This window comes from Commensalibacter melissae, assembly GCF_003691365.1.
Classification (GTDB): Bacteria; Pseudomonadota; Alphaproteobacteria; order Acetobacterales; family Acetobacteraceae; genus Commensalibacter; species Commensalibacter melissae.
Genome location: NZ_CP033087.1, coordinates 936,334 through 962,128, shown reverse-complemented (window position 1 = coordinate 962,128; position 25,795 = coordinate 936,334). Strand labels below are relative to the sequence as shown.

Below are 25,795 nucleotides of genomic sequence, written 5' to 3'. Positions count from 1 at the left end.
AAAAAATAAAAGTAAATTATTAATAAAATTTTATAATTTTAATTTTAACTTTGCTTGATTGATGATCTCATCTGTATCATCAATCGAAGTGACACGCCATGTTTCAAGTTTACCCTCAAACATCCTGATTCGTTTTTCATTAATCATTGAATTGATGAAGGAAGAAATTCTTTTTGATTTACCGGGCAATGGCAAGATCATTACTGGTACAGAAGTGGCAATAGCCTCAGAAACCATTGAAACACTATCAATTGTAACCAATATATAATCAGCACATGCCAGTAATCCTAAATAGGGATTTTCTCCCTCACCATTCCAAATATATACACTAAATGGTGATAATATCTCTTTCAATCTTTTTAAAGCTGAAGGATTCGTTCTTCTTGAAGGAGTTACCGCAAGTGAAATATTGTTTTTAGTAATAACCCTTTTTAATTGATAAGCAATCTGTTCAGCTTCTTTTACACCAAATTTGAATCTGCCATTATTTCCGCCCAGCAAAACACTTATCAATGGTTTTACCGGATCATGAAGAATGGAATTCCAATAATGCAAATTTTCAGACAGCAATGAGGGAGTTATATGATGCAATGCATTACGCGATACAAGAACATTATCCGCTTTAATATTATCATGAGGATTGGCAATGATAAGATCGAATTTATTTAATGCGATACGCGGATTCTGTATATGTATGGCTATATGATTTTTCTTGCGTAAGTCGGCATTTACAACACCCCCCACACTTCCTACGCTTACAATTACAGAATTATCTTTTGGTTGAAAAGGAAATACCGCTTTCAAAGGATTGGGCCAAAAGGGTGCTGAAATAAATTTCCAGGGAAATCTAGGTTTTAACTGATGAAAACTGTAATCGAATTGTGCCCTTTTAACAAACCCAAGGGCTTGCGTTTTCATTCCAGCAAAATTTTCTGTCAAAATTGAAACTTCTGTCATCGAGTATCTAACTTTAAATGAAAATTGAATTTCTCGTTTATTTGCAAAATTAAATCCTTTGCCATTTTTTTCCATTCATGTGACGTATCCATATGTTCTCTTTTTAATGGAAAAGGCAACTCCAGAATTTTCTCAATATTTTTGGCTATATCTTCAGGATTGGGATCGCATAAAAAAACAAGGTCTTTATGATTGCATTGCTCCATTAATCCTCCTACCCTTGTTATTAGAACGGGTTTTGAAAATGCCAGGGCAATGGCCAAAACACCACTTTGACTGGCCTCCTCATATGGCAAGATTATAGCATCCGCCCATTCAAAAATGGATGCAATTTCATTTTCCGGAACCCATCTATTTTCGACATATACATTTTTTCTACGATTTAACAGTTTTAAAACTTTGCTTTTTGGACCCTGCCCTACTATACGAACTATATAAGACCTATCCGATTTGACTAATTTTAAAGCGTCATTTAACAGATTAAACCCTTTATAAGGCAAAAGACGACCAAAATTCAAAAGATGTATTTTATTTTTGTTTTTTGAAACAGAAATATTTTCATAATCATATTTTAAAGGGGGATGCCATACCCTTATAAATTTTGATTTTGATAAAAAATTCCTTTTATTTAATTGATTGTATACGTATTGAGTAAAAGTTACGATCAAATCTGAATTCTTAATCAACTGTCTTTGCAAAAAATGTTGAAAAAGATATCCATCCCCTGGATGAGGATAAGCATCGTGAATAATTACAACACATGGGATTTTCAATATTTTCAAGGCCGAAATCATAATCATGTCTAATAATCCCGGCATTGTGCATATGGCCAAGTCTACCTTATTTTTTTTAAGATGATATATCAAATACAATATCCAATAAGGAGACTCTATCCATCGTATTAAATATCCCAATATTGATGAATATGTTTTAAACTTTATACCAATTTGACATTCCGGATTATAATCAATAATTTCAGCCCGATCGGATAAGGATAGTAGAATGTTTAAATTTTTAATAGATCTTAAAGCATTTGACAATTCAACAGCAATTTTTGGTCCCGCTCCCTTTCTACCCCATTGCCATACTAAAATATTAAATGATTTATCCATTATTTCTTACCAAATAATTATTAAATCTTTTTTTTAAAAATTTTGAATTAAATATCGTTTTAATTTTATTTTTAGATAAAACACCTAAATTATTACGATAGTTTTCATTGTAAAACAATTCATTAATTTTTTTAGCAGCGAATTCAATATCAGGTTCAGCCCACAAGGCATTCGGCAATTCATATACTTTTCGTGGGTCTTTTACAGGTATCAGTTTGTAATTAACAGGAACACCACAGTTTTCATCAATATACTCACTAGTTGCAGACCAATTAGTGGAAATAACAGCTTTTCCGTATTGCATAGCTTCTGCTGGCACCAACCCAAAACCTTCACTGCGATGAAGTGACAAAATAATATCAGAATGAAATATAAGCGCCCTATTTTCCTCTGTTGTCAATAAATTAGTATAAAGAATGATATTTTTTTGTCCATCTATTGCTTTCTTTAATTCATTAAAATCCTGACGGAAATCATTAATATAGGAAACCTTGAGAATAAGGCTAATTTTATCATGCGCTATTGTTTCACACGCTTTTCTAAAAGCCCTGATTGCGGCTATAGGATTTTTTCTAACAAAAGATGAAGAAAGATTAAAAGATGTTAATATATTTAAAGTTGCTTGGGGTAAACCAAGACTTTCACGAGTTAGACTTGACGCAATTGCTACAGGATATGCTGCAATAGGATGAGGAACAACCGTAATCTTTTTTTGATATTTATTAGCCCAATGTTTAACGGCTTTTGCGACAAAACGAGAGGGTACCCATATTTCATGAACAAATCTGAAACCCACCTCCCATTCTTCTGGCAAAATTTCAAGCTCCCATGCCCAATAACCTATAATTTTTCTGTTCTTCAATAAAAAACGAGGTAAATTCAATAATGCAAATGCCAATTGTGGGGCATTGATATGAAAAATCAATGATGCGTATGGATAAATTGATAAAATTCTACACGCTTCCTTATATTTTGTATAAGAAAAACCATAGGGGTCAATATCGATTTTCTGAACGGTAACATTTTCGTTTTTGAGTGCATTATACATTATACGCGCACCTTCACCCAAACCAGAAGCTTTTGAAAACTCACCAATTATAATTACGCTTTGATCACAAAAGGGTTCTAATGATATGGAAGGTGCTAATATCTCCCCCACTTTGCTTAGATAAAATCTTCGCTGATATGGGGGCAATAAACGCCATAATTTATGAAATGGCTGAATCTGCAATACCCTTGAAATAATTACTGTTTATATATGGGAAAGCGTTTACATAAAGCCATGACTTTATTGCGAACAGCTTTTTCTGCAAAACTGTTATCATTATCTTTGGCTTTTGCCAATGGGGTTAGAACTTCATTTATCAAGAGACCAATTTCACGAAATTCTGCTTCACCAAACCCTCTAGTTGTCCCTGCTGGACTACCTAGACGAATACCAGAAGTAATGGCCGGTTTTTCCGGATCAAAAGGAACCGCATTTTTATTTGCGGTTATTCCCGCTCTTTCCAAACTTTCTTCCGCCTGTTTTCCCGTTACTTTCTTGGGACGCAAATCAACAAGTAACAAATGGCTGTCCGTACCATTTGTAACAATATCAAATCCACATTCAATCAAGGTGTCTGCTAATACACGGGCATTGTTTGCCACCGCTTTTTGATAGGTCTTGAATTCTGGACGCATTGCTTCAGCAAAGGCCACCGCTTTTGCAGCGATGACATGCATCAATGGACCACCCTGTAATCCGGGAAATACTGCTGAATTGATTTTTTTAGCCAAATCGGGACTGTTTGTTAAAACAATTCCTCCACGAGGTCCACGTAAAGTTTTATGCGTTGTACTGGTGACAATATCAGCGTAATCCATTGGGTTTGGGAAAAGGCCTGCTGCAACCAATCCGGCAAAATGAGCCATGTCAACCATCAGAAAAGCACCAACTTCATCAGCAATTTTTCTGAAACGGGCGAAATCAATAATTCTGGGATATGCAGATCCACCTGCAATAATCAAACGTGGTTTTTCATTTCTTGCAATCGCCTCGAGCTCGTCATAATCAATCAAGCCATCATCTTTTCGAATTCCATAGTGCAGTGCATGGAACCATTTTCCAGAAAAATTAGGTGCCGCACCATGGGTTAAATGTCCACCCGCTGCCAAATTCATTCCCAATACTTTTTCACCAGGTTTGACAGTAGCCATAAATGCAGCCAGATTGGCATTCGCACCGGAATGTGGTTGAACATTGGCAAATTGCGCGTTGAAAATTTTCTTGACACGTTCAATTGCCAGAACTTCCACCTTATCAACTTCACCACATCCGCCATAATAACGACGTCCGGGATATCCTTCAGCATATTTATTCGTCAATACGCTACCCTGAGCCTCTAAAACTGCTTTGGAAACAATATTTTCACTTGCTATTAACTCAATACCGTCCTGTTGACGGGTAAGTTCGCTTTGTAAAGCTGCGTAAACCTCAGGATCTGTTTGAGAAACATCAGATTGAAAAAATTGATGATATAAATTATTTTCGGACATTCATGGATTCCTAGAAAACTACATATTTAAGAGACTCTCTATTAAATATTCAATTTTGTGATTTTCTGCAATTAAATATGTAAGATAATACGCTATTACTGAAAAAATAAATTCCAAAAAAATATGATTTATTTTAAGAACTTTACACGATATTGTGATAAATTTTAAAAAAGGGCTATTCTATGGATCTATCCAAGAGAAAATCACTATTTAGAAAAAAATCCATAGAAAATAACCAGCATGAAAACGGTTTGGCGCGCGTAATCGGCATGCCTAGTCTGATTTTTTTTGGCGTTGGTGGAATTGTTGGAACCGGACTCTTTACGGTTACAGGTATTGCTGCATCAGAACATGCTGGTCCCGCCGTACTTCTTTCTTTCCTAATAGGAGCATTGGCATGTTCATTCATAGGATTATGTTACAGTGAACTTGCTGGAATGATTACAGAATCGGGCAGTTCTTACAGTTATATCTATATCGCTATGGGAGAATTTATAGCCTGGATTGTTGGATGGAATTTGGTGCTTGAATATTCTGTCGGAGCAGCAGCGGTAGCGGTAAGTTGGTCACAATATTTAAAGTCAATTCTGATAAGTTTTCACTTACACCTACCCTATCAATTTTTCGCTTCACCACTAGAGAAAATAAATATAAACGGCCAGAATATTTCTGGGATATTGAACCTTCCATCCACATTTGTCATCATATTTCTGTCTCTTTATCTGATACAAGGGATTAAACAATCCTTTCGAATGAACAATATGATTGTTTTGATCAAGTTGTTTGTTGTATTTGCTGTTATCGCTTTTGGATTTTCCTATGTTGATTTTGACAATTTCAAGCCTTTTATCCCAGAAAATACAGGTCAATTTGGTCATTTTGGCATTTCAGGAATCTTTCAAGCTGCCGGCATGATCTTTTTTGCCTATATAGGTTTTGATAGCGTAGCTTCTACTGCACAGGAAGTTAAAAATCCATCAAGGGATATCCCGAAAGCTATTTTAATAATCATTACAATTACAGCACTCATTTATGTCACGTTTGCCTTTGTTATTGTCGGGCTTGTCAATTTTCATCAATTGCTTGGCAATGGCGCACCTGTGGCAACAGCCATTGATCACACCCCTTATAAATGGTTACAGCCCGTAATCAAATTCAGTATCATCATTGGTTATTTTCCTGTTCTTGTATTACTTCTTGTAGGTCAAACACGTATCTTTTTTACCCTTTCTAAAGACGGTTTGATTCCCAAATTCTTTTCTGTTATTCATCCCGACCATAAAACTCCTCATCTATCACACATGTTTTTTATGGTTTTTATCTGTATTCTATCTGCCTTTATTCCTATTTCAATTTTAAGTGAAATGTGCTCTATAGGTGCATTATCCGCCTTTTTTTTCGTATGTATATCAGTAATGATTTTACGTCGAACCCATAAAGATTTCCCCCGGCGTTTTAAGGTGCCAGGTGCCGATATCATACCGATACTTGGCACTTTGGTGTGTTGTGTGCTGATGTATTCCCTAAGCAATATAACATGGTTAACCATTGGGGGATGGATGTTCATAGGTATAATTATTTATTGGCTTTATGGTCATAAACACAGTAAATTACAACAGAAATTTCATAATTAATTAAGGATTGATACCATGATTGGAAGCTTTCCTCTGACTCGTATGCGACGCAATCGAATTGATTCTGCAACGCGTCGTCTGGTAGCTGAAAATAAATTGAGTAAAGATGATTTGATTTGGCCAATTTTTATTATTGAGGGCAACAATATTGAAACAGAAGTTTCTTCAATGCCTGGAATTAAACGGGTTACTGTTGATCGTCTGGCTGCATATATAGAACCTGCTGCAAATCTGGATATCCCCGCGCTTGCATTATTTCCTGTAACCACCAACGATAAACGTGATCCAGAGGGAAAGGAAGCCTATAATCCCGATAATCTAATTTGCCGTGCATCAAGAGAACTTAAAAAAAGATTTCCAGAAATATTATTAATCGGGGATGTAGCTCTTGATCCTTATACCAGCCATGGCCATGACGGAATAATAAAAAATGGTTATGTTGCCAATGATGAAACCATAGAGATACTAGTCAGGCAATCGATTAATCAAGCCCGAGCAGGTATGGATTTTATCGCGCCTTCTGACATGATGGATGGTAGGGTCGCGGCAATCCGAAAGGCATTGGACAATGATAATTTTGTTAATACACGAATCATGTCATATGCCGCAAAATATGCCAGTGTTTATTATGGACCTTTCAGAGATGCGCTGGAATCTGGAAAACTTTTAAAAGGCGATAAAAAAACTTATCAGATGGATCCTGCCAATAGTCGAGAGGCTCTTTCTGAAGTAGAACTCGATATTCAAGAAGGTGCTGATTCAGTTATCATCAAACCGGGATTGCCTTATTTAGACATAATCCGAATGGTAAGAGATAGATTCAATATTCCAATTGTCAGTTACCAGGTTTCTGGTGAATATGCCATGTTGAAAAACGCGATTAACCATGATTACCTTGATAATAATCAGGCTATTCTTGAAACGCTTCTCTGTTTCAAGAGAGCTGGAGCAAATGCGATTATGACTTATTTTGCTCCAGAAGCGGCAAAATTATTAAAACAGTTATAATTTTCATCTATAAAGGGGTATTTTAAATATTAATTAATTAATTAATTAATTAATTATTTTATAAATATCCTTTGGACTAAAATAAGACTAAATCCTCAACCAATTAGGAGATTTATGTCCAACAGATGCACGATTACCTATATAATTTTCCAATATTTCAAAATTTCTGACTTTTGTTTGACCAGGCATTGTAAAACCAATCTCAGAATCAAAAACTATAACCAGTTTCAGTTTTCCTTTACCCAATTTCTGTAATAGAACACCACTACCCTTTTTTAATTCAGGAATTTGTTCTAGTGGAAATATCAGAAATTTACTGGATGAATTCGCAATGGCAATATAATTTCCATTACCTTCAAGACAAGCGAATGTTTTTTCATTATCCTTTAAAGTTAGAACTTGTTTACCCGTTTTCCGTTCAGTAACAAGATTTTCCCCAGAAATGACAAATCCCTTTGCTGAGGTTGAAACAAGAACATATTTCTTTTTTTCATCTAAAATAAAAAATTCAATAACCTCAGCATCATTTGCTATGTCAGCAAGAAGACGTATGGGTTGACCATCACCTCGGCCTCTTGGTAAATCTAATGCCTTTATATTGAATGATTTACCTTCACTACCGATAATGCAAATTCGATCATTACTATGACATTCCAATATTTTAAATAAATGATCCCCTTCTTTGAATTTCAGCTTATCACTGTCAAGATTATGTCCTTTCAAAGCACGTATCCAACCTTTGGAGGATAAAATAATTGTCAGAGGTTCACGTTCCACCTCTTCCAGAATATCCATAACATCTATTGTTTTAGGCGCTTCAGAAATTTCCGTTTTTCTCAAACCATCATCGGACTGACCGAACGTTTTCAAACCCTCTTTCAATTCTTTGTTGATTTCTTTCCAGCAAAGAGATTCACTTGCCAGCAACGTTTTTAAATTAGATTTTTCATTTGTGAGTTGTGCATATTCATTTTTTATTGCAATTTCTTCCAATCGTCTCAAACTTCTCAAACGGATATTGAGAATGGCTTCAGCTTGAACATCTGACAGATTGAAAGTTTGCATCAAAACAGTTTTAACTTCATCTTCATCTCGAATTATACGAATAACTTCATCAAGATTTAGATATACCGCTAATAAACCCTCCAGAATTTCCAATCGCTGTTCAATAACATTTAACCGATATTGACTTCGACGTTTGAGGACTTCATAACGATGATCCAACCATGATTTCAAAATGGCTTTCAATCCCATCAATTTAGGAACGGCATTGCGATCAAGCACATTCATGTTGTAAGCAAACCGGTTTTCCAAGACAGTCAGTTTAAACATGGATTCCATTAAAATTTCAGGCTGCACTGTTTTAACTTTGGGCTCTAATATAAGCCGTATTTCATCAGTACTTTCATCTCTTATATCTGCCAATAATGGAAGTTTCTTCTGTTCCATCAAAGTGGCTATCTGTTCAATCAATTTGGATTTCTGCACTTGGTAGGGTATTTCCTTAACAACGATAACCCAAGTTCCAAATCGGCCATGTTCAACTTCCCATTTTGCCCTGAGCCTTAATGAGCCTCGACCAGTTTCGTAAGTTTGTTGAATAACATTTTGATTTTCAACAATTTTCCCTCCTGTTGGAAAATCTGGACCTTTTACAAAACGCAACAAATCCTGTGTAGAAACTTCAGGATTTTTAATAAGGATCATAGCGGCCTGATAAATTTCACCCACATTATGTGGGGGAATATTTGTTGCCATTCCAACAGCAATTCCGCTTGCACCATTTGCCAAAAGATTTGGGAATGCACCTGGTAAAACAACGGGTTCTTTTTCCTCTCCATCATAGGTATCACGAAAATCAACACAATCTTCATCGATACCTTGCAATAAAAACTGGGCAATTCTTGTCATACGGGATTCAGTATAACGCATGGCCGCAGCATTATCACCATCAATGGATCCAAAATTTCCCTGTCCCTCAATCAAGGGATACCGTACAGCGAAATCCTGTGCGAGACGAACGAGCGCTTCATAGACAGCGGCATCCCCATGGGGATGATATTTACCAATAACATCCCCAACAATACGGGCGCATTTCTTAAATCCTGATTTTGGATCAAGTTTCAATTGACGCATGGCATATATCAAACGACGATGAACAGGTTTCAATCCATCCCTTACATCTGGTAATGAACGCGACATTATTGTTGACAGGGCATAGGCCAAATAGCGTTCACTTAATGCCCTTGCAAAGGGAGCGTCCTTAATTAAACCGTCAGATGCAGCAGTCATATTATACTCTTGTATGTTTTAATTTATTATTTGTATGATTACGAAGAATAGAGAATTAGTCCATCATAGGCAACTTCGATGTCCGGCGGCAGATTTGCCTTTAGCCAATTCCAATCCATATCAGGTCCCATATGCGTTAAAATCGTTCTTTTTGGCTTGATAATTTTTTTCCATTCCAGAACCTTGCCAATCCATGCATGGGCAGGATGTTCATTCCGTTGAAAACATCCCACAATAAACAGATCAAGATTAGATAAAATTTTCAACCCTTGTTCTGGAATCCGAACCACATCAGTACAATATGCCACATCACCACATCGTATGCCCATGGATTTACAAAAACCATGTATCTGTTCACATGTTTGAATAGATTGATTTTCAATCATGAAGTTATCATAATAATCAATCTGATGAACATCCAAAACTGGACGAAAAAAATATGGTTGGGTTTTCCATGGCTTAAATGCGTAGGCAAATCTTGATTTCAATTCAGATAATGTATCTTTCGTTGCATATATTGGTAAGGCTTTACCCAAAACTCTGTTGATTGAACGTAATTCATCCAGACCAGCAATATGATCTGCATGTGCATGAGAATAAATAACAGCGTCAACCCTGCCAATTTTTTCTCTCAATAACTGAGTTCGTATATCAGGACCTGAATCAATTAGAATTCTTTTGCCATTATTCAACTCAATAACGATAGAGGATCGAGTTCGTTGATTCTTTTGTTCCAGGGGATCACATATTCCCCAATTCCCCTGACCATCATCACCTCCTACCAATGGGACACCACCCGAACCTCCGCATCCCAGAATAGTAATTTTCATTAAACAATTTACCTTTAAAAAGACGCCTTTTTAAAAAGACGATGAAAATTATCTGTTGTTTGTTTTTTAAACGTTTCAAAATCAACCGCCAACAATTTTGCCATAAATTCTGCTGTTTGATAAACATATGCAGGTTCATTTTGTTTGCCCCGAAATGGTACGGGAGCCAGATAAGGAGAATCAGTTTCAACAAGAATTTTATCTTGAGGTAAATGAAGAACGATATCGCGTAAATCCTGGGCTTTTTTAAAAGTGATTATACCTGAAATACTAATATATCCACCCAAATCTAGAACTGTTTCGGCCAGTTTCATACTAGATGTAAAACAATGAATTAAAAATGGAAATCCTCCCCCTTTTTCTGTCTCTCTCTTTAAGATTTTGGCAATATCATCATCTGCATCCCGGGCATGAATACATACAGGCAATCCAGTTTGTTGCGAGGCACGGATATGATTTTCAAAAGATTCTTTCTGTCGTTCAAAAGCCTCTTGTTTACCGTAAAAATAATCAAGTCCGGTTTCACCTATACCTATAACTTTGGGATGATTGGTTAATTCAACAATTCTGTTAATAGAACAAAGAGGTTCATCCATCACATATTCAGGATGAGTTCCAATCGTGCACCATACACTCAAATGATCAGTTGTATAATCGGTTATTCCTATTTGCTGCCGCGCATTTGATAAACGCGTTCCTATTGTTACAACTTCACCCAAACCTGCATGTGTTGCACGATCAATAATGGCTTTTTTTTCATCATCATCAAAAAAATCAAGATGGCAGTGTGAATCAACCAGATGCATCAGATTTGTTCAGCTTCCGTATAACGAGGAAAAATAGGAAAAGGTAAAGGTAATTTTATTCCTGAATGAATTTCTTTTTCAAGATCTGAAAAATTACGTTCATTTTTACCAACCCCAAGCTGGGTCAATAATTTATCCATACTATTAGGCATGAATGGCTGTAAACAAGTGGCAATTTCGCGCAACACATCAACCAAGGTTCTTAAAACAGTCTTCATACGCTCGAAATCAGTTTTTTTCAATTTCCATGGCGCCTGATGATCGATATATGCATTTGAAGCGCGTATAACCTTCCAAATATCCTCTAAAGATTCATTAAAAGCCTGACGGTCCATTTGTTCCCTTAATAAAATCGGCAACAGTTTAGCTTTTGCTATCAACTGTATATCCACATCCAATCTTTTTCCAGTATCTGGTAAAATACCGTCACAATTTCTGGTAATTTGAGTCAAAGTTCTCTGTGCAAGATTACCCAGATCATTGGCCAATTCATTATTCATGCGATTGATCAGGGATTGTCTGCTATAGTCTCCGTCTCCACCGAAAGGAACTTCACGCAAAAGAAAAAATCGGACAGGATCCAGTCCGAACTCATTGATCAATTCAATAGGCTCAACAACATTTCCTACTGATTTACTCATTTTTTCACCTTCAACAGTCCACCAGCCATGCGAAAATATTCGTCTGGGAACTTCCAAACCCGCCGCCATTAAAAAAGCTGGCCAATACAACGCATGGAAACGTGCAATTTCTTTCCCCACCAAATGCAAATCTGCTGGCCAAAAACGCCACCGATCTGATAATTCCGTATCAGGATAGCCCAATGCGGAAATATAATTTGTCAACGCATCGAACCATACATACATGACATGATCCTTATCGCCTGGAACTGGAATACCCCACTTGAAACTCGTACGACTGATGGATAAATCACGTAAACCAGATTTTACAAAACTTAACAGTTCATTCTTACGACTTTCTGGGCCGATAAATTCTGGATGCAATTCATAAAATTCCAACAACTTGTCTTGCCAGGCAGACAATCTAAAAAAATAGGATGGTTCTTTTAACCATTTGACCTGTGCCCCTGTGGGCGCAATCTTTTGTCCATCTGCTGTAGTAGTTAGTTCATCTTCACTATAATAACACTCATCCCTGAGTGAGTACCACCCTTCATAAGCGCCAAGATAAATGTGACCAGCATCAGCGATTTTTTTCCATAAAGTCTGGCAGCTTCTTTTATGACGTTGCTCGGTCGTTCGTATAAAATCATTATATGATATGTTTAACTGATCAGCCATATTTCTGAATTTTGCAGAAATTTCATTTACAAATACTTCCGATGTTTGTTCATTATTGTGGGCAGCCTGCTCAACCTTTTGTCCATGCTCGTCAGTACCCGTCAAAAAGAATACATCATATCCATCCAATCGTTTGAATCGGGCCAAAACATCCGCAGCGATTGAGGTATAGGCATGACCAATATGGGGGAACCCGTTTACATAATAAATCGGGGTGGTTATCATATAATGGTTTTTCATAATTCACTTACTAGTTCGAAATCGGAAATTAGGGTTTGTCTTTTATCCAAATTAAAAGATTCTGTATCTTTATGCCATTTTAAAATTTTTTGCCAAATGTCAATCCATTCCATTACTGTTCGAGATGGATTGCCAAATCGTTTCTGCCTTGATTTTATAGCCTCACCGATCAGCATATTGAATTTATCTGTCAATAAGCTAAAAAAAACAGAAAATCCATCTTCTTTTTGTAAAATATACTTAACTTTTTCATTCAGCTCACTTCCTTTGAAAGGCTTCTCGAAAAAGGCATCAACAATATTTTGCAAATTTGAGGCGTCAGAATTCAATAATGATAATGCTTTACCGATCGATCCCTGAGACAGGGTAATTATCTTTTGATATTCTGCCTCAGAATATTCGGGGGCTAATTTAATCAAAGCTTCTAATAAAACAGTATTTGATAAGGGATGAAGCATTAATTTACGACAACGACTTAAAATCGTTGGCAACAAACGGTTTGGATGTGCAGTGATTAAAAAAATTAAAGCAGCATCTGGTGGCTCTTCCAAAATTTTTAATAAGCTATTGGCCGCATTCTGATTCATCAAATCCGCCTCTTCGATAATGACAATGCGCCACCCGCCATTGGCAGAAGTCAATCGTAAAAACGTTCCAACCGTTTTTATATCATCCATCAAAATTTCCGAACGAAGACGGTTTTTCTTTTCATCTATTCTTCGACTAACCGTTAATAAATCAGGATGACTACCCGCCCTTATCTTAGCCAACACATTTTCAGAGCTACCAAGAATCAAACGAATGACATGATTGACAAAAGTTTTTTTGCCTACCCCGACCTCACCACATATCAACCATGCATGATGAAGCTTATTTTGGAAAATGGCTTGTTTGAAACAATCATATTCCCTTTCATGTCCCCATAAAGAGTCATCTAGTTTTGCTGTCATTGTTTTTAATATATCTTGATTCAGATAGTTTATGCGTGACGAGATTGTAAACTTCCCGAGTTACCTCATGCAATAATTTATGAGCTTTGATAACTTTACATCGATTTTTATTATTTTTAGCTATCAATTGAAAACCATTCAGAACACGATAATGAAAATCATACCCGAGTTGTTCATAAGCATCAATTTTTGTTTGACGTTTTAGACAACGCTCAATAAGCGTTTCATAAGGGGCATCGAATATCAATGTTAAATTGGGAATTAAATCTATCAAATTGGATAATTTTTGAATAAATTCCAAAATATCCGGATTTTCCTTACCTAATCCATAACCTTGATATGCCAGTGTTGAATCAATAAAACGATCACACAGCACTATTTTACCCTGCTGCAGCGCTGGCTTTATGACCTGATCTACATGATCGCACCTTGCGGTAAAATGAGCCAGGATTTCAGCTTTAAGCGAAAAATCGCAATTCCCAAATAACAATAATTTCCTAATGGCCTCGGCACCCGTTGTTCCACCTGGCTCACGGGTTAAGAGAACATCAATATTATCTTTTTGCAGCTTTTCTTTCAATAATTGAGCTTGTGTAGATTTTCCAGCACCTTCACCGCCCTCAAAAGTAATAAAATATCCTGACATAAATAATAAAATAATGTTGATTAATTTTTATTCGTTAATCGATAGCTTACATTTTTCATCATACGTGAAATAATATTAGCTTTTTCAACAGTCTCACCAGCTATTATGGGAACTTGTACAGTAATTCCACCATTTTTTACGGACAGAGAGGCCTCAACATTTTGTCCTTTCATAACAGGTGCGGACAAAGGGGCATTATAATCAAGGGTTACCTTCAATTTTTCACGCATCCCGACAGGCAAGGTTAAAACAAGATTTTCACCTGCAACCAGCGGAACTGTTTCTTGTGCTCCCATCCAAACTGGTGCCTGTTCAACAATATCCCCTTTATTGAATAACTTAACATTTTCAAATTGATTGAAAGACCATTCTATCAAACGTTCACTCTCATGGGCCCGCATATTCATCGAGGTTAATCCATTGACCACCATTATGACCCGACGACCATTCCGTTCAGAACTGGCACATAATCCATAACCACCAGCATCAGTATGTCCTGTTTTCAAACCGTCCGCAAGCCCTTTGTCTACCAAAACATTTCGATTGCCCTGGGTGATTTTATTAAAAGTGAATTCTTTTTCGGAAAAAAAATGATAGTATTCGGGATAATCATGAATAAGATGATAGGCTATCAGAGCAATATCACGGGCAGACATCAGATGATTGCTATCCGGCCATCCGGTACAGTTCATAAAATGAGAATTCCGCAATCCCATCTTGGGCGCCATTTCATTCATCATGGATACAAACTGCTGTTCAGATCCGGCAATTCCTTCGGCAAGTACAATACAGGCATCATTCCCGGACTGTATAACAACACCCTGGATCAAATCCTGGACAGAAACTTGTCCATTCAGGGGAACAAACATTTTTGATCCCTGCATTTTCCAGGCTTTCTCACTTACGGGAAGCAACTGATCAAGTTTTAAACGCCCGGTTCGCAGCATGGCAAAAACAATATAACAGGTCATGATTTTTGTCAAAGACGACGGATGCATAGGTTGGTCTGCCAATTTATCCATCAAAACGGTACCTGTATTATAATCCATGATAAAGGCGTATTGTGCCAACGTATCAAAAAGACCTATTGGTGTTACGGCTGGTGGACCATTCGAAACCGTTTCTTGAGTTGCTGACGAGAATTTCCTTCCTGCCGCCTTACGAATGGCTCTTCGGGCACTTGCTGAATTTGAATCTATCAGAGCCAGAGATGCAGCTACGCCACTAATTCCAGTCAATATTGATCTACGAGTATGCACGCTTGTTCCTATTCAACTATAATTTTGGCACCCTTAATGCCAGATTTTAACAAATAATCAAGATTTTGATCAGCACTTTCGACTGATTGATAGGGACCAGAACGAACATGCAATATTCTGCGCCCTCCTTCAAAACTATAGATCACTCTCCCACCAATACGTGCCGCCAATTTATTAGCATAAATTCGCAAGGTGAAAGAGCCACAATCAATCCATATTTGCCCCCCTGTAATTTGACCTTGCGTAAAAGTGACGGGCAAATCTTTTAATATTAATGAAGAATTTAATGCTTTTTGGAAAGTGGGATCTGATTTTTTTTTCGCATTATTTTCGCTTGATTTGCCATTCAGATTTTCAACCATGATTGTATCCAAAGGCGCAGTGTTAACTTTCATTTCCGTTTGCGGACCATTGGGCATTTCAAAAGCAAGATTTTGGCTTTGATTTTCTTCCTCAACAATTTCGATTTTCACTGTTTGCCCGTTTGAAATTCCTAACAATTCACCAGCTTTTGGCGTCAATTCCAACAATCTTAAAGGATAAGATGATGGACGATCATTTAAACGAATTGAAATTTCCCTACCATTGTCAACATTGCGAACTTTTATAATACTCGGTAATTGCAATGTGGGATGTGCTCCTGTCATACGTTGCGGGTCATAATATTCCCCATCAGCTGTCACTTTATCTTTCTGATTTTTGGATATAACTGCCAAACCTGTTGCATGATAGGAAAAATTTTCCTCTGGATAATACCATTGTTCCCCAACCTGATAAGGTTGACCAACCACATAGTGAATCTGAGCTGGTTGCAACGGTTTTTCTTCCTTGGTACAACAGACTATACTTATCAACAATAGAGAAAATAAATATTTTTTCACGATATAATACAAATTCACGAAATTAATATTTTGTTATTTTATATTTATATTACAAAAAAACAATCATTTTATGCAATCATCGCATCTCCCAGCAATCCGACTGCAAGTGCATAATAATCCGAAGGGTTGTAGCGGCGTATTACATTAAAATTATGATAAATCATAAAACCATTATTATTTTTCTCATCCGGTTTCAAAATACTGCCATAAATATCCAGACGGGAAAAATCCGAACCATCTAATCGCTTAACGCCCATTAATTTCCATTCACCAAGTGTTTTTGAAACACTATGTCCGATATATGAACCATTGAAATCATTTGGCAATAAAATTTTTTGTCCCCAGGATTCAGATCCATGCCAACCATTTTTCTTCAGATAATTGGCAATCGAAGCCAGTACATCTTTTTCATTTGTCCAAATATTTGGATGACCGTTTCCTGAAAAATCAACCGCATACCGTAAATATGCACTGGGCATAAATTGGGGCTGGCCCATTGCACCAGCATAACTGCCCATCATATTTTCGGGATTGATATTTCTATGATTAAGAATTCTTAATGCATTCATGAGCTCAATTTTGAAAAATTTAGCTCTTCTACCTTCATAAGCCAAAGTTGCCAAAGCATCAATAACATTAAATTTTCCGAGAAATTTGCCATAAAAGGATTCTATTCCCCATATTCCAACAAGTATAGAAGGATCAACTTCATAACTCTGCCAAAGGGCAGTCAAAAACGTTTGAATTTCATGAAATTTATTGCGACCTTGTTCTATTTTTTCTACTGTTATGACTTTTTTGTAATATTGTTGCCATGTCATGACAAATTCTGGCTGTTTATGATCAAGTTCAATCACTTTTTTATTCGGTAAAGAATAATTCAAAGCATGCCTCATAATAGAGGCATTGAATCCTAGCTGAACAGCCTGTTGATATATATTGAAAAGAAAGGATTTATATTCGGATGATGATCTCGCAAAAGCGGGTATATTCGAAAAAACAAATTTTCCACTTCCAACTGCCATAACTGCTGTGCCAATAGAATTTGCCAAAAATTGTCTTCGCCTCATCGCTATTACCCTTTTATGTCGATTAAAATACATTGGCTTACCAAATAATTTTAATTAAAAATTATGTAATTATTTTACTTTCACTATAGCAATTTCATTTTCCTGCAAAAAGAGTGATATTTGATCCCCAGATTTCAGTTTGCCTACACCCTTTGGCGTACCAGTGAAAATCACATCTGATTTTTTTAATGGAACAAACTGGCTAATATAGGATATAATCTTGCTGAAATTAAATATCATGTTATTGCTATTACCTCTCTGACGCTCTTTTCCATTTAATTTCATTGAAAAGCAAATAGGATGAGATAACAGTTCCTTTTTTACAAAAGAGGAAAGGTAACAGGAATCTTTAAAACCCTTTGCCAAAAACCAGGGTAATTTTTTCTCTTTCAATGCTGTTTGCAGGTCTCTAGCCGTCAAATCAAGGCCAAGAGCGATTTCATCATAATAATTTTCGGCTTTGTTCTCCGAAATTTTAAAACCATCCTGGGAAATCTTTAATACAATTTCTGTTTCATAATGAATATCCTGTGAAAAATCAGGTAGGATAATTGAATCTCCCTCTACCAAGGAGGTATTGGGTTTACTAAAAATTACGGGGACAGATTCGATTTGATTTCCCAATTCTTTTGCATGTTCAGCAAAATTTCTGCCAACACAATAAATATTATTAATCATCATTTTATCCAATACACAAACAGGAAATTTTAGATGTTTTTTAAATTATACAGGTAAATTATGATGATTATACGTAAAAACGAAAGACAATAATTTTTGAATGATGATTAGTTTTTTTCACGGTTATGATAAGATGGTGGGCGCAACAGGGATTGAACCTGTGACCCCTACCATGTCAAGGTAGTGCTCTCCCGCTGAGCTATGCGCCCATCTTAACGTTTGATAAACTGCTTGATACACATCTTAGTTTAAAAGCGCAAGTGGTCAAATGCAAAAAAATAAAATATTTTATATAAAATCATTCTTTTTTTTCCGTTAGCAAGGTTATTTTGTGCCAATTCATAAAACAAAAATATATCGTTTACAGAAACCTGATGGTAATGTTTTACCGTTTTTAGTCAGCTCACCTCATTCTGGACAATTCTATCCACAGAATTTGCTTGAACTAACAAGATTACCCTTGGATGAATTACGCAAGAGTGAAGACAGTTTTGTCCATGAACTTTTTCATCATGTATCTAATTATGGTGGAAGTTTGTTAAATGCAGAATTATCCCGTATTTTCTGTGATCTCAATCGATGGGCATGGGAACTTGATCCAAAAATGTTCAAAGAACAACTTCCCCCATGGTGTGATACAGAATCCGCTCGGGTAAAAAACGGAATTGGAACAGTTCATAAAATCAGTAATTCAGGAAAAGTTATTTTCAAATATTATCTTTCATTTACTCATATTGAAAAACTAATTCAAAATTATTGGTTTTCCTATCATCAACAAATTAAAAATTTCATTCATAACTTTAAAAATCGTTTTAATGGAGGCATCATCCTCGATGTACATTCAATGCCATCCCCACGCATCCAAACCCCTGCCTTTGCAGATATAATATTAGGGGACAATTTTTCAAAAAGCTGTTGCCCGCTGTTAATAAACCAGACTGCTAGATATTTTCAATCAAAAGGCTTAACAGTGAAAAAAAATATACCTTATGCAGGAGGGTATATTACCAGTCATTATGGAAATCCTTTTAAAAATATTCATGTTTTACAAATTGAAATAAATAAAAAATTGTATTTGAATGAAGAATGTTTCCAACTCAATGAAAATTTTTTTAGAATTCAAAAAATTATGACTGAATTTCTGATTATGATTACCAGCCAATGGAAAGAATTTTTAAAAATTTAATTGTTACCAAAAAAAATTATTAATTGTCTTCGTTAATTTCCAGTTTATTTTGTTATATAATTAATTCAAATTTAATTTTAACCCATAAATATGATAAAGGCTTACAAGTGAAAATGAGTGATGCAACATCTACGCATGCTGAAGAACAACACAATTTTAGTGCAGAAGTTGAACGCCTTATGGATCTGGTTGTTCATGCACTTTATTCAGAGAGAGAAATTTTTTTAAGAGAATTAATTGCCAATTCTGCAGATGCATTGGATAGAAGACGTTTTGAATCGCTTACCAATCAAACAGTTGCCTTGCCCGATAAACCCCAAATAATTTTAACCGTTGATAAAAAGGGAAATTTATTAACGATCAGTGATGATGGTCTCGGTATGAGTAAAGATGAGATGATCCAAAATCTCGGAACCATTGCAAAATCAGGAACAAGAGCGTTTGAAAAACAGCTTAAGGATGCCAAACCCGAAGATCGTGTTAACCTCATCGGTCAATTTGGTGTTGGATTTTATTCAGCCTTCATGGTGGCGGATAAAGTTGAGGTAATTTCACGACGTGCCGGATCGGATGAAGCCTGGGCATGGAACTCTGAAGGTAAAGGTAAATATAGTATCGCTTCCTCAACAAGAAATACACCTGGTACAGATGTTATTCTTCATATTAAAAAAGATGCTGAAGAATATTTGGAAAGCATGCGACTGGAGAATATTATCCGTAAATGGGCAGATCATATTGCCTGGCCCATTACGATTAAACAGGATGACAAAGAAACATCCGCCAATGAAGGTCAAGCAATCTGGACAAAACCACGTGGCGATATATCCGATGAACAACTAGATGAATTCTATCGTCATGTAACCCATTTATTTGACAAACCATTGGCTACGCTTTTATGGCATGCTGAAGGCGTGATTGAATTTACTTCTTTGTTATTTATTCCCGGAATGGTTTCTCCATTCGCACCAGTCGATCAAGAAAGAAAAAGCAAGGTACGATTGCATGTGCGCCGTATGTTTATTACAGATGAAGCGGACATGCTTCCACCTTGGTTACGTTTCATTCAGGGGATTGTGGATACTGAAGATCTTCCCCTAAATGTATCTAGGGAAATGCTACAAAATACACCCGTTCTTGCACGTATTCGTAAGAACCTTGTTAACCGTGTGATCAGTGAATTAAAAAAACTTTCGGAAGATAAAGAAAAATATACAAAGTTTTGGGAACTTTTCGGGGCAATTTTTAAAGAAGGACTTTGGGAACCCAATGAAAATAATGATACAATTGCCAAAATCTCAAGATTCTATTCATCTACCGTTGATGGTTTGACAAGTCTTTCCGACTATGTGGAACGTATGAAAGAAAATCAGGAGGCCATCTATTTCTTGGCTGGAGATTCCCTTGAAGTCTTAAAAACTTCACCTCATCTTGAAGGTTTCAAGGCACAAGGAATCGAGGTTTTATTATTCACTGATCCCGTGGATGCTTTCTGGCCTGATCGTTTTGGAAAATTTGAGGAAAAACCTTTACGCAGCATTACCCGTGCCAAGGAAGATCTCGATAAACTTATGGGAAAAGAGGAAAGATCCAACAGCGAGGAAGAAGAAAAACTTTTAAAAACTTTGATGGAAAGTTTGAAAGACAAAATTACGGATGCTCGCATGACGACACGCCTTGTTGACAGTCCTGTAATTTTGGCTGCAAAAGAGGACGGACCCGATTTACAAATGCAACGTTTAATGCGTCGTAACGATCGCTCAATTCCTTCAGCCCCACCTGTGCTGGAAATTAATCCAAATCATAATTTAATCAAATCTTTAATCAAGAAAGTAAATTCAGGCGAGAATATAGATGAAGCTGCATTTATACTGCTTGATCTTGCAAAAATACAGGATGGGGAAATGCCATCTGATCCAACATTATTTGCAAAACGTATTGCAGCCGCATTAGCATAATCCTAGATATATCAAAAATGGCGATGCATCAATGAATGCTCGCCTTTTTCAAAACCTTAAACAAGAAATATTTAGTCTATTTTTCAAAACAGAATTCAGCGCTTGGAAAAGTTCTGGATCTGACTTCCATGGCATAAGATTTGACTGCCTCTTCCATTGTTTGACCAATTTGGGCATACCGTTTAACAAATTTTGGTTTAAATCCCTGAAAAACGCCAAAAATATCATCACATACCAAGACTTGTCCATCACAGGCTGGAGAAGCACCTATTCCAATTGTTAGAATTGATAATTGTTCAGTAATTGTTTTTGCCACTGATTCAACCACTCCCTCCAAAACAATTGCAAAAGCACCCGCATTGGCAATAGCATTACTATCCCGCATGACTTTTTCAATTTGTTTGGCATTTTTTCCTGCAATTTTAAACCCACCCATGGTTTGAACAGCTTGAGGCATCAATCCAACATGTCCACAAACAGGTATACCTCTTTTGACAAGAAATTCAACGGTTTCAGCCATTTCCTCCCCACCTTCCAATTTAACTGCCGCTGCACCCGTTTCCTGCAATATGCGTGCTGCGTTCCTAAAGGCCTGCTGCGGATTTTCCTGATAGGAGGCGAAAGGTAAATCAACCATAACACACGCATTTTTTGATCCACGCATAACAGCCTTGCCATGTTCGATCATCATTTCAACTGTCACGGCCAAAGTCGTGTCAAATCCGTAAATGACCATCCCGAGTGAATCACCCACAAGTATTAAATCAACATGAGGATCCACAATTTGTGCAACTGAAGCAGTATAGGCAGTCAAGGAAACAATTGGTTCCTTATTTTTTTTTGCCAATATCTGGGGAACAGTAATTCTTTTGATTTTATTCTCTATCATTCAAATCTCTATGATTTATAACTGATTAAACCTATTGTAAAATATTAATAACTATTTATCATTTATGATGTTTTAACTAGCCCGATTAACAAATTATTTCAAAAAACTTTATTATAATTTTTTATTTTTTAGAATTGATCTACTTTTTCAACGCCATTGATCACTTTGATATGCTGTGCGAGAACGGGTGATACATTATAGTATCCTGGTAATAAAATTTCCACTTCTTGTTGCTGAACAAGATTGGGAATTAAAATGATTTTACCATTGCCTTTCTGCGTATTTTCTAACAATTTTGAAATTGTTTCTACAGCTTGGACGTCATCAATCCATATTTTGAGTTCCTTGACCAAACCAGATATCGATGTTTCAAGATCTTCCACGTGATTTGCCGTTATACGCAAATTTTCTGCATCCAATCTTAAATCAACCGTTACGATAACCATTTTACCAGTCACAAGCAAATCACGGAAACGGTTCAAACTTTCAGAAAAAAAAGTTATCTCACAGGCTCCAGTTTTATCCGATAATCCAACCCAAGCCATTTTGGTTCCTTTACGGGTAGGACGTTCCTTACAATTTAATATACAGCCAGCAAGTTTAATTCTTCCCTCACCGGAACGAGCAATTGTTTCGAGATTATTTATCGGTTGTATTCCCAATTTGATCAGTAAAGCCCTAAACGAATCTAGTGGGTGGGCTGTCATATGATAGCCTATTGCCTCAGCTTCCAAAGTTAACCGTTCAATTTCGGGCCATTCAGCCACACTGTTAATTTTTAACGGTTCTGCCATTTGTGCCGTGGCATTTTGAAATAATCCAATTTGGCCACTTGCTTTTTCCTCTTTTCGTGCATGGGCTCTCCGTAAAATCACTTCGGCTGATGCAAAAACCTTATGTCTGTTATTTTCGATTGAATCAAAAACACCCGCCTTGGCAAGATTTTCAAGTTGGCCCTTATTTAAATTCTGATAATCAATGCGTTCGGCAAAATCTGCAAGATTTTTGAAATCTCGACCATCCCGATCATGAACCAAGGCTTCCATGGCGCTAAAACCCGCTCTTTTAACCGCAGCTAATGCATAGCGTATAGCCAAACTGCCATCAGGTTGTTTCTCAATTTCAAAATCAGCACCGGATTTGTTGATATCAGGAGGCAAGACAGAAATACCAATTCTTTTCGCCTCTTGTCGAAGAATGGCTAATTTATCCGTCTTTTCTCGTGCCAGTGACATACACGCAGCAAAAAAAGCCACTGGATAATTCGCTTTCATCCATGCTGTCTGATAAGAAACCAGAGCATAAGCAGCGGCGTGGGATTTATTGAACCCATAATCAGCAAACCGCGCCATCAAATCAAATATCTCTATCGCTTTTTGCCGATCAATACCATTTTTAGTTGCACCTTCAGTAAAAATCTCACGCTGCTTATCCATTTCGGAACGAATTTTCTTACCCATTGCTCGACGTAAGAGATCCGCCCCCCCAAGACTGTAATTAGCCAATCTCTGGGCAATTTGCATGACCTGTTCTTGATAGACCATGATGCCATAAGTCTCTTCAAGAATATCCCTTATTTTTTCATGCGGTGATTGCCATTCCTCTCCATGCTTACGTCGGCAATAATCGGGAATATTGGCCATCGGGCCTGGTCGGTACAAAGCGACAGCAGCAATCAGATCCTCTATACGACTGGGCTGCATTTGACGCAAAACATCACGCATCCCGGCGCCTTCAAATTGAAAAACGCCTCCGGATTCACCTCGACTCAACATTTCATAAGTCAGGGTATCATCAAGCGGAATTTTCGACAGATCAATATGTTGTCCCAACTTTTCCAGCATTTTAACGGCTCGCTGCAAAATCGTCAGGGTGGTTAATCCTAAAAAGTCAAATTTAACCAACCCAACCTGTTCGACAAATTTCATATTATATTGCGTAACAAGCATATCACTTTTTGGATCACGATAAAGTGGCACAAGTTCAACCAGCGGACGATCCCCTATGACCACACCCGCTGCGTGCGTACCTGCATGACGGTATAATCCCTCCAACTGCAAAGCCACTTGTAAAAGACGATGTATATTTTCATCTGTTGCCTGCATTTCCTGCAATCTAGGTTCAGTTTCAATGGCCTGTTTCAAGGTAACTGGATGGGCGGGATTGTTTGGTATGAGTTCAGCAACCTTATTGACCATTCCGAAAGGAAATCCAAGAACACGACCAACATCACGAACAGCAGCACGCGCAGCCAATTTTCCGAAAGTTATAATCTGTGCCACCTGATTGGTTCCATAGGCTTGTCTTACATATTCAATGACTTCATCTCGTCGGTCTTGACAAAAATCGATGTCAAAATCCGGCATTGAAACACGTTCAGGATTTAAAAAGCGCTCAAACAGCAAATTAAAGCGCAAAGGATCCAAATCAGTAATCGTCAATGCCCAGGCCACCAAGGATCCTGCCCCAGATCCCCTTCCCGGTCCGACAGGAATATCATGTTCCTTGGCCCACTGAATAAAATCAGCAACTATAAGAAAATAACCTGAAAACCCCATATTCTTGATAATATTTATTTCGTAATCAAGACGATCCACATATTTCTGGCGATGATCTTGTGTAAGATCGCATATGGATATCAAACGTTTTTCCAGACCTGTTTTTGCCATATGTTCAAGCGTATCCTCGGCCGTTGTCCCCGCCTTTATTTTTCTACTATGTGGCAGCATAGGTTTTCTGGTTTCAATTTTAACTGCACACCGTTTTGCGATTTCAATCGTGTTACCGCATGCTTCAGGAAGATCCGAAAACAGAGCGCACATCATTTCCGGAGGCTTGAACCAGTGTTCAGGTGTAACTCTCCAACGATCCTGCATATCAACAGTGCATCCCTGCGCGATACAAATTAACGCATCGTGCGCCTCGTACAATTCAGGAGTCGGAAAAAAACATTCATTTGTTGCTACAAGGGGTAAGCCATACCGGTCTGCCAGATCGATTAAACCTGGCTCAACCGATTTTTCCTCAGCCAGATTATGACGTTGCAATTCAACAGCCAAACGCCCTGGAAAAGCTTTTGCAAACTGTTCAAGCAACATAGATGCATGCTTTTCCTGACCCTCAGATAATAATTGAAATATAGGCCCCCGTGTTCCACCAGTCAAAAGAATCAAACCCTCTGAATGTTCACATATTGTATCTACATTGACAAAGGGATCCGATGGATCTCCATTTAGAAAACCTTCTGATGAAAGAAATTGTAAATTCAACAATCCAATATCATTTTGAGCCAACAAAACAATTGGCCAATTTGTAATATGACGCGGTTGCTCACCTAAAACGGGAATACCGATCTGAGATCCAATAATCGGCTGTATGCCTGCTTCAACACAGGTTTTTGAAAATTCTAATGCCCCAAACAAATTTCCTGTATCCGTAATTGCGATAGCTGGCATGTTCATTGTCTTGGCCAGCTTAACCATTTGAGGTATGCGAATAGCCCCCTGACTTAGTGAATATGCAGAATGGCTACGAAGATGGATAAAAGAGGCAAGAGACATCTA

20 protein-coding genes and 1 tRNA gene are annotated in these 25,795 nt (G+C 37.1%); 4 read left to right on the top strand and 17 right to left on the bottom strand.

Annotated features, from left to right (window positions below):
• Positions 1–30: 30 nt before the first annotated feature.
• Genes D9V35_RS04405 through glyA form a run of 4 tightly spaced genes read right to left on the bottom strand, consistent with a single transcriptional unit; the run spans position 31 to position 4,607 of the window.
• Positions 31–957, bottom strand: a complete 927-nt coding sequence (locus D9V35_RS04405; protein ID WP_110439023.1) for a mitochondrial fission ELM1 family protein — start codon at positions 955–957, stop codon at positions 31–33.
• The gene (locus tag D9V35_RS04400; RefSeq protein ID WP_122123528.1) at positions 954–2,069 is read right to left on the bottom strand and encodes a glycosyltransferase family 4 protein; all 1,116 of its coding nucleotides are present in this window, start codon (positions 2,067–2,069) and stop codon (positions 954–956) included. The genes D9V35_RS04405 and D9V35_RS04400 overlap by 4 nt, the downstream gene beginning before the upstream one ends.
• On the bottom strand, positions 2,062–3,300 hold the full coding sequence (locus tag D9V35_RS04395) for a glycosyltransferase family 4 protein (protein WP_122123527.1): 1,239 nt from the start codon (positions 3,298–3,300) through the stop codon (positions 2,062–2,064). The genes D9V35_RS04400 and D9V35_RS04395 overlap by 8 nt, the downstream gene beginning before the upstream one ends.
• Positions 3,301–3,314: 14 nt before the next feature.
• The gene (glyA, locus tag D9V35_RS04390; protein WP_122123526.1) at positions 3,315–4,607 is read right to left on the bottom strand and encodes a serine hydroxymethyltransferase; all 1,293 of its coding nucleotides are present in this window, start codon (positions 4,605–4,607) and stop codon (positions 3,315–3,317) included.
• A 182-nt stretch (positions 4,608–4,789) separates the two neighbouring features.
• On the opposite strand from glyA, the gene D9V35_RS04385 reads away from it, so the two are divergent.
• Positions 4,790–6,241, top strand: a complete 1,452-nt coding sequence (locus D9V35_RS04385; RefSeq protein WP_122123525.1) for an APC family permease — start codon at positions 4,790–4,792, stop codon at positions 6,239–6,241.
• 15 nt (positions 6,242–6,256) lie between these two features.
• Positions 6,257–7,249, top strand: coding sequence for a porphobilinogen synthase (gene hemB, locus D9V35_RS04380; RefSeq protein WP_122123524.1), 993 nt, complete (start codon positions 6,257–6,259; stop codon positions 7,247–7,249).
• An 87-nt stretch (positions 7,250–7,336) separates the two neighbouring features.
• On the opposite strand, the gene parC is transcribed toward hemB, so the two are convergent.
• The 11 genes from parC to D9V35_RS04325 all read right to left on the bottom strand — a co-directional run bounded on the left by parC (position 7,337) and on the right by D9V35_RS04325 (position 18,411).
• Positions 7,337–9,541, bottom strand: coding sequence for a DNA topoisomerase IV subunit A (gene parC / locus D9V35_RS04375; protein ID WP_122123523.1), 2,205 nt, complete (start codon positions 9,539–9,541; stop codon positions 7,337–7,339).
• Positions 9,542–9,579: 38 nt separating this feature from the next.
• Positions 9,580–10,371, bottom strand: coding sequence for an MBL fold metallo-hydrolase (locus D9V35_RS04370; protein WP_110438969.1), 792 nt, complete (start codon positions 10,369–10,371; stop codon positions 9,580–9,582).
• A 14-nt stretch (positions 10,372–10,385) separates the two neighbouring features.
• A complete protein-coding gene (locus D9V35_RS04365) occupies positions 10,386–11,177 on the bottom strand; it encodes a TatD family hydrolase (RefSeq protein ID WP_122123522.1) in 792 nt (263 codons plus the stop codon).
• Positions 11,177–12,718 carry a methionine--tRNA ligase gene (gene metG, locus D9V35_RS04360; protein ID WP_122123521.1) on the bottom strand — a complete coding sequence of 514 codons (1,542 nt, stop codon included), beginning with the start codon at positions 12,716–12,718 and terminating at the stop codon, positions 11,177–11,179. The genes D9V35_RS04365 and metG overlap by 1 nt, the downstream gene beginning before the upstream one ends.
• Positions 12,715–13,668 carry an AAA family ATPase gene (locus D9V35_RS04355; protein WP_122123520.1) on the bottom strand — a complete coding sequence of 318 codons (954 nt, stop codon included), beginning with the start codon at positions 13,666–13,668 and terminating at the stop codon, positions 12,715–12,717. Before D9V35_RS04355 ends, metG begins: the two co-directional genes overlap by 4 nt.
• Positions 13,649–14,314 carry a dTMP kinase gene (gene tmk / locus D9V35_RS04350; protein WP_110438965.1) on the bottom strand — a complete coding sequence of 222 codons (666 nt, stop codon included), beginning with the start codon at positions 14,312–14,314 and terminating at the stop codon, positions 13,649–13,651. The genes D9V35_RS04355 and tmk overlap by 20 nt, the downstream gene beginning before the upstream one ends.
• A gap of 20 nt (positions 14,315–14,334) precedes the next feature.
• A complete protein-coding gene (locus D9V35_RS04345) occupies positions 14,335–15,573 on the bottom strand; it encodes a D-alanyl-D-alanine carboxypeptidase family protein (RefSeq protein ID WP_122123519.1) in 1,239 nt (412 codons plus the stop codon).
• 8 nt (positions 15,574–15,581) lie between these two features.
• Complete coding sequence (locus D9V35_RS04340; protein WP_162988573.1) at positions 15,582–16,454, bottom strand: SPOR domain-containing protein; 873 nt, start codon at positions 16,452–16,454, stop codon at positions 15,582–15,584.
• Between the two features lie 68 nt (positions 16,455–16,522).
• A complete protein-coding gene (locus tag D9V35_RS04335) occupies positions 16,523–17,524 on the bottom strand; it encodes a lytic murein transglycosylase (protein ID WP_122123517.1) in 1,002 nt (333 codons plus the stop codon).
• Positions 17,525–17,593: 69 nt separating this feature from the next.
• The gene (locus tag D9V35_RS04330) at positions 17,594–18,202 is read right to left on the bottom strand and encodes a fumarylacetoacetate hydrolase family protein (RefSeq protein WP_122123516.1); all 609 of its coding nucleotides are present in this window, start codon (positions 18,200–18,202) and stop codon (positions 17,594–17,596) included.
• Positions 18,203–18,336: 134 nt separating this feature from the next.
• Positions 18,337–18,411: transfer RNA gene (locus D9V35_RS04325), tRNA-Val, on the bottom strand.
• 122 nt (positions 18,412–18,533) lie between these two features.
• On the opposite strand from D9V35_RS04325, the gene D9V35_RS04320 reads away from it, so the two are divergent.
• Together D9V35_RS04320 and htpG are read left to right on the top strand one after the other, a co-directional pair.
• Positions 18,534–19,388 (top strand): N-formylglutamate amidohydrolase, encoded by an 855-nt coding sequence (locus D9V35_RS04320; RefSeq protein WP_122123515.1) that lies wholly within the window; start codon positions 18,534–18,536, stop codon positions 19,386–19,388.
• A gap of 113 nt (positions 19,389–19,501) precedes the next feature.
• On the top strand, positions 19,502–21,343 hold the full coding sequence (gene htpG, locus D9V35_RS04315; RefSeq protein WP_122123514.1) for a molecular chaperone HtpG: 1,842 nt from the start codon (positions 19,502–19,504) through the stop codon (positions 21,341–21,343).
• Positions 21,344–21,419: 76 nt separating this feature from the next.
• Here htpG and panB read toward each other — a convergent pair whose 3' ends face one another.
• Together panB and dnaE are read right to left on the bottom strand one after the other, a co-directional pair.
• Positions 21,420–22,232 carry a 3-methyl-2-oxobutanoate hydroxymethyltransferase gene (gene panB / locus D9V35_RS04310; protein ID WP_122123513.1) on the bottom strand — a complete coding sequence of 271 codons (813 nt, stop codon included), beginning with the start codon at positions 22,230–22,232 and terminating at the stop codon, positions 21,420–21,422.
• A 128-nt stretch (positions 22,233–22,360) separates the two neighbouring features.
• Positions 22,361–25,792 carry a DNA polymerase III subunit alpha gene (gene dnaE / locus D9V35_RS04305; protein WP_122123512.1) on the bottom strand — a complete coding sequence of 1,144 codons (3,432 nt, stop codon included), beginning with the start codon at positions 25,790–25,792 and terminating at the stop codon, positions 22,361–22,363.
• Positions 25,793–25,795: the final 3 nt, after the last annotated feature.

Bases quoted from the DNA above. Each gene is read 5' to 3' on its own strand.
- D9V35_RS04405 (WP_110439023.1), bottom strand. From the start codon at position 957: ATGACAGAAGTTTCAATTTTGACAGAAAATTTTGCTGGAATGAAAACG.
- D9V35_RS04400 (WP_122123528.1), bottom strand. From the start codon at position 2,069: ATGGATAAATCATTTAATATTTTAGTATGGCAATGGGGTAGAAAGGGA.
- glyA (WP_122123526.1), bottom strand. From the start codon at position 4,607: ATGTCCGAAAATAATTTATATCATCAATTTTTTCAATCTGATGTTTCT.
- D9V35_RS04385 (WP_122123525.1), top strand. From the start codon at position 4,790: ATGGATCTATCCAAGAGAAAATCACTATTTAGAAAAAAATCCATAGAA.
- hemB (WP_122123524.1), top strand. From the start codon at position 6,257: ATGATTGGAAGCTTTCCTCTGACTCGTATGCGACGCAATCGAATTGAT.
- parC (WP_122123523.1), bottom strand. From the start codon at position 9,541: ATGACTGCTGCATCTGACGGTTTAATTAAGGACGCTCCCTTTGCAAGG.
- D9V35_RS04370 (WP_110438969.1), bottom strand. From the start codon at position 10,371: ATGAAAATTACTATTCTGGGATGCGGAGGTTCGGGTGGTGTCCCATTG.
- D9V35_RS04365 (WP_122123522.1), bottom strand. From the start codon at position 11,177: ATGCATCTGGTTGATTCACACTGCCATCTTGATTTTTTTGATGATGAT.
- metG (WP_122123521.1), bottom strand. From the start codon at position 12,718: ATGAAAAACCATTATATGATAACCACCCCGATTTATTATGTAAACGGG.
- D9V35_RS04355 (WP_122123520.1), bottom strand. From the start codon at position 13,668: ATGACAGCAAAACTAGATGACTCTTTATGGGGACATGAAAGGGAATAT.
- tmk (WP_110438965.1), bottom strand. From the start codon at position 14,314: ATGTCAGGATATTTTATTACTTTTGAGGGCGGTGAAGGTGCTGGAAAA.
- D9V35_RS04335 (WP_122123517.1), bottom strand. From the start codon at position 17,524: ATGAGGCGAAGACAATTTTTGGCAAATTCTATTGGCACAGCAGTTATG.
- D9V35_RS04330 (WP_122123516.1), bottom strand. From the start codon at position 18,202: ATGATTAATAATATTTATTGTGTTGGCAGAAATTTTGCTGAACATGCA.
- htpG (WP_122123514.1), top strand. From the start codon at position 19,502: ATGAGTGATGCAACATCTACGCATGCTGAAGAACAACACAATTTTAGT.
- panB (WP_122123513.1), bottom strand. From the start codon at position 22,232: ATGATAGAGAATAAAATCAAAAGAATTACTGTTCCCCAGATATTGGCA.
- dnaE (WP_122123512.1), bottom strand. From the start codon at position 25,792: ATGTCTCTTGCCTCTTTTATCCATCTTCGTAGCCATTCTGCATATTCA.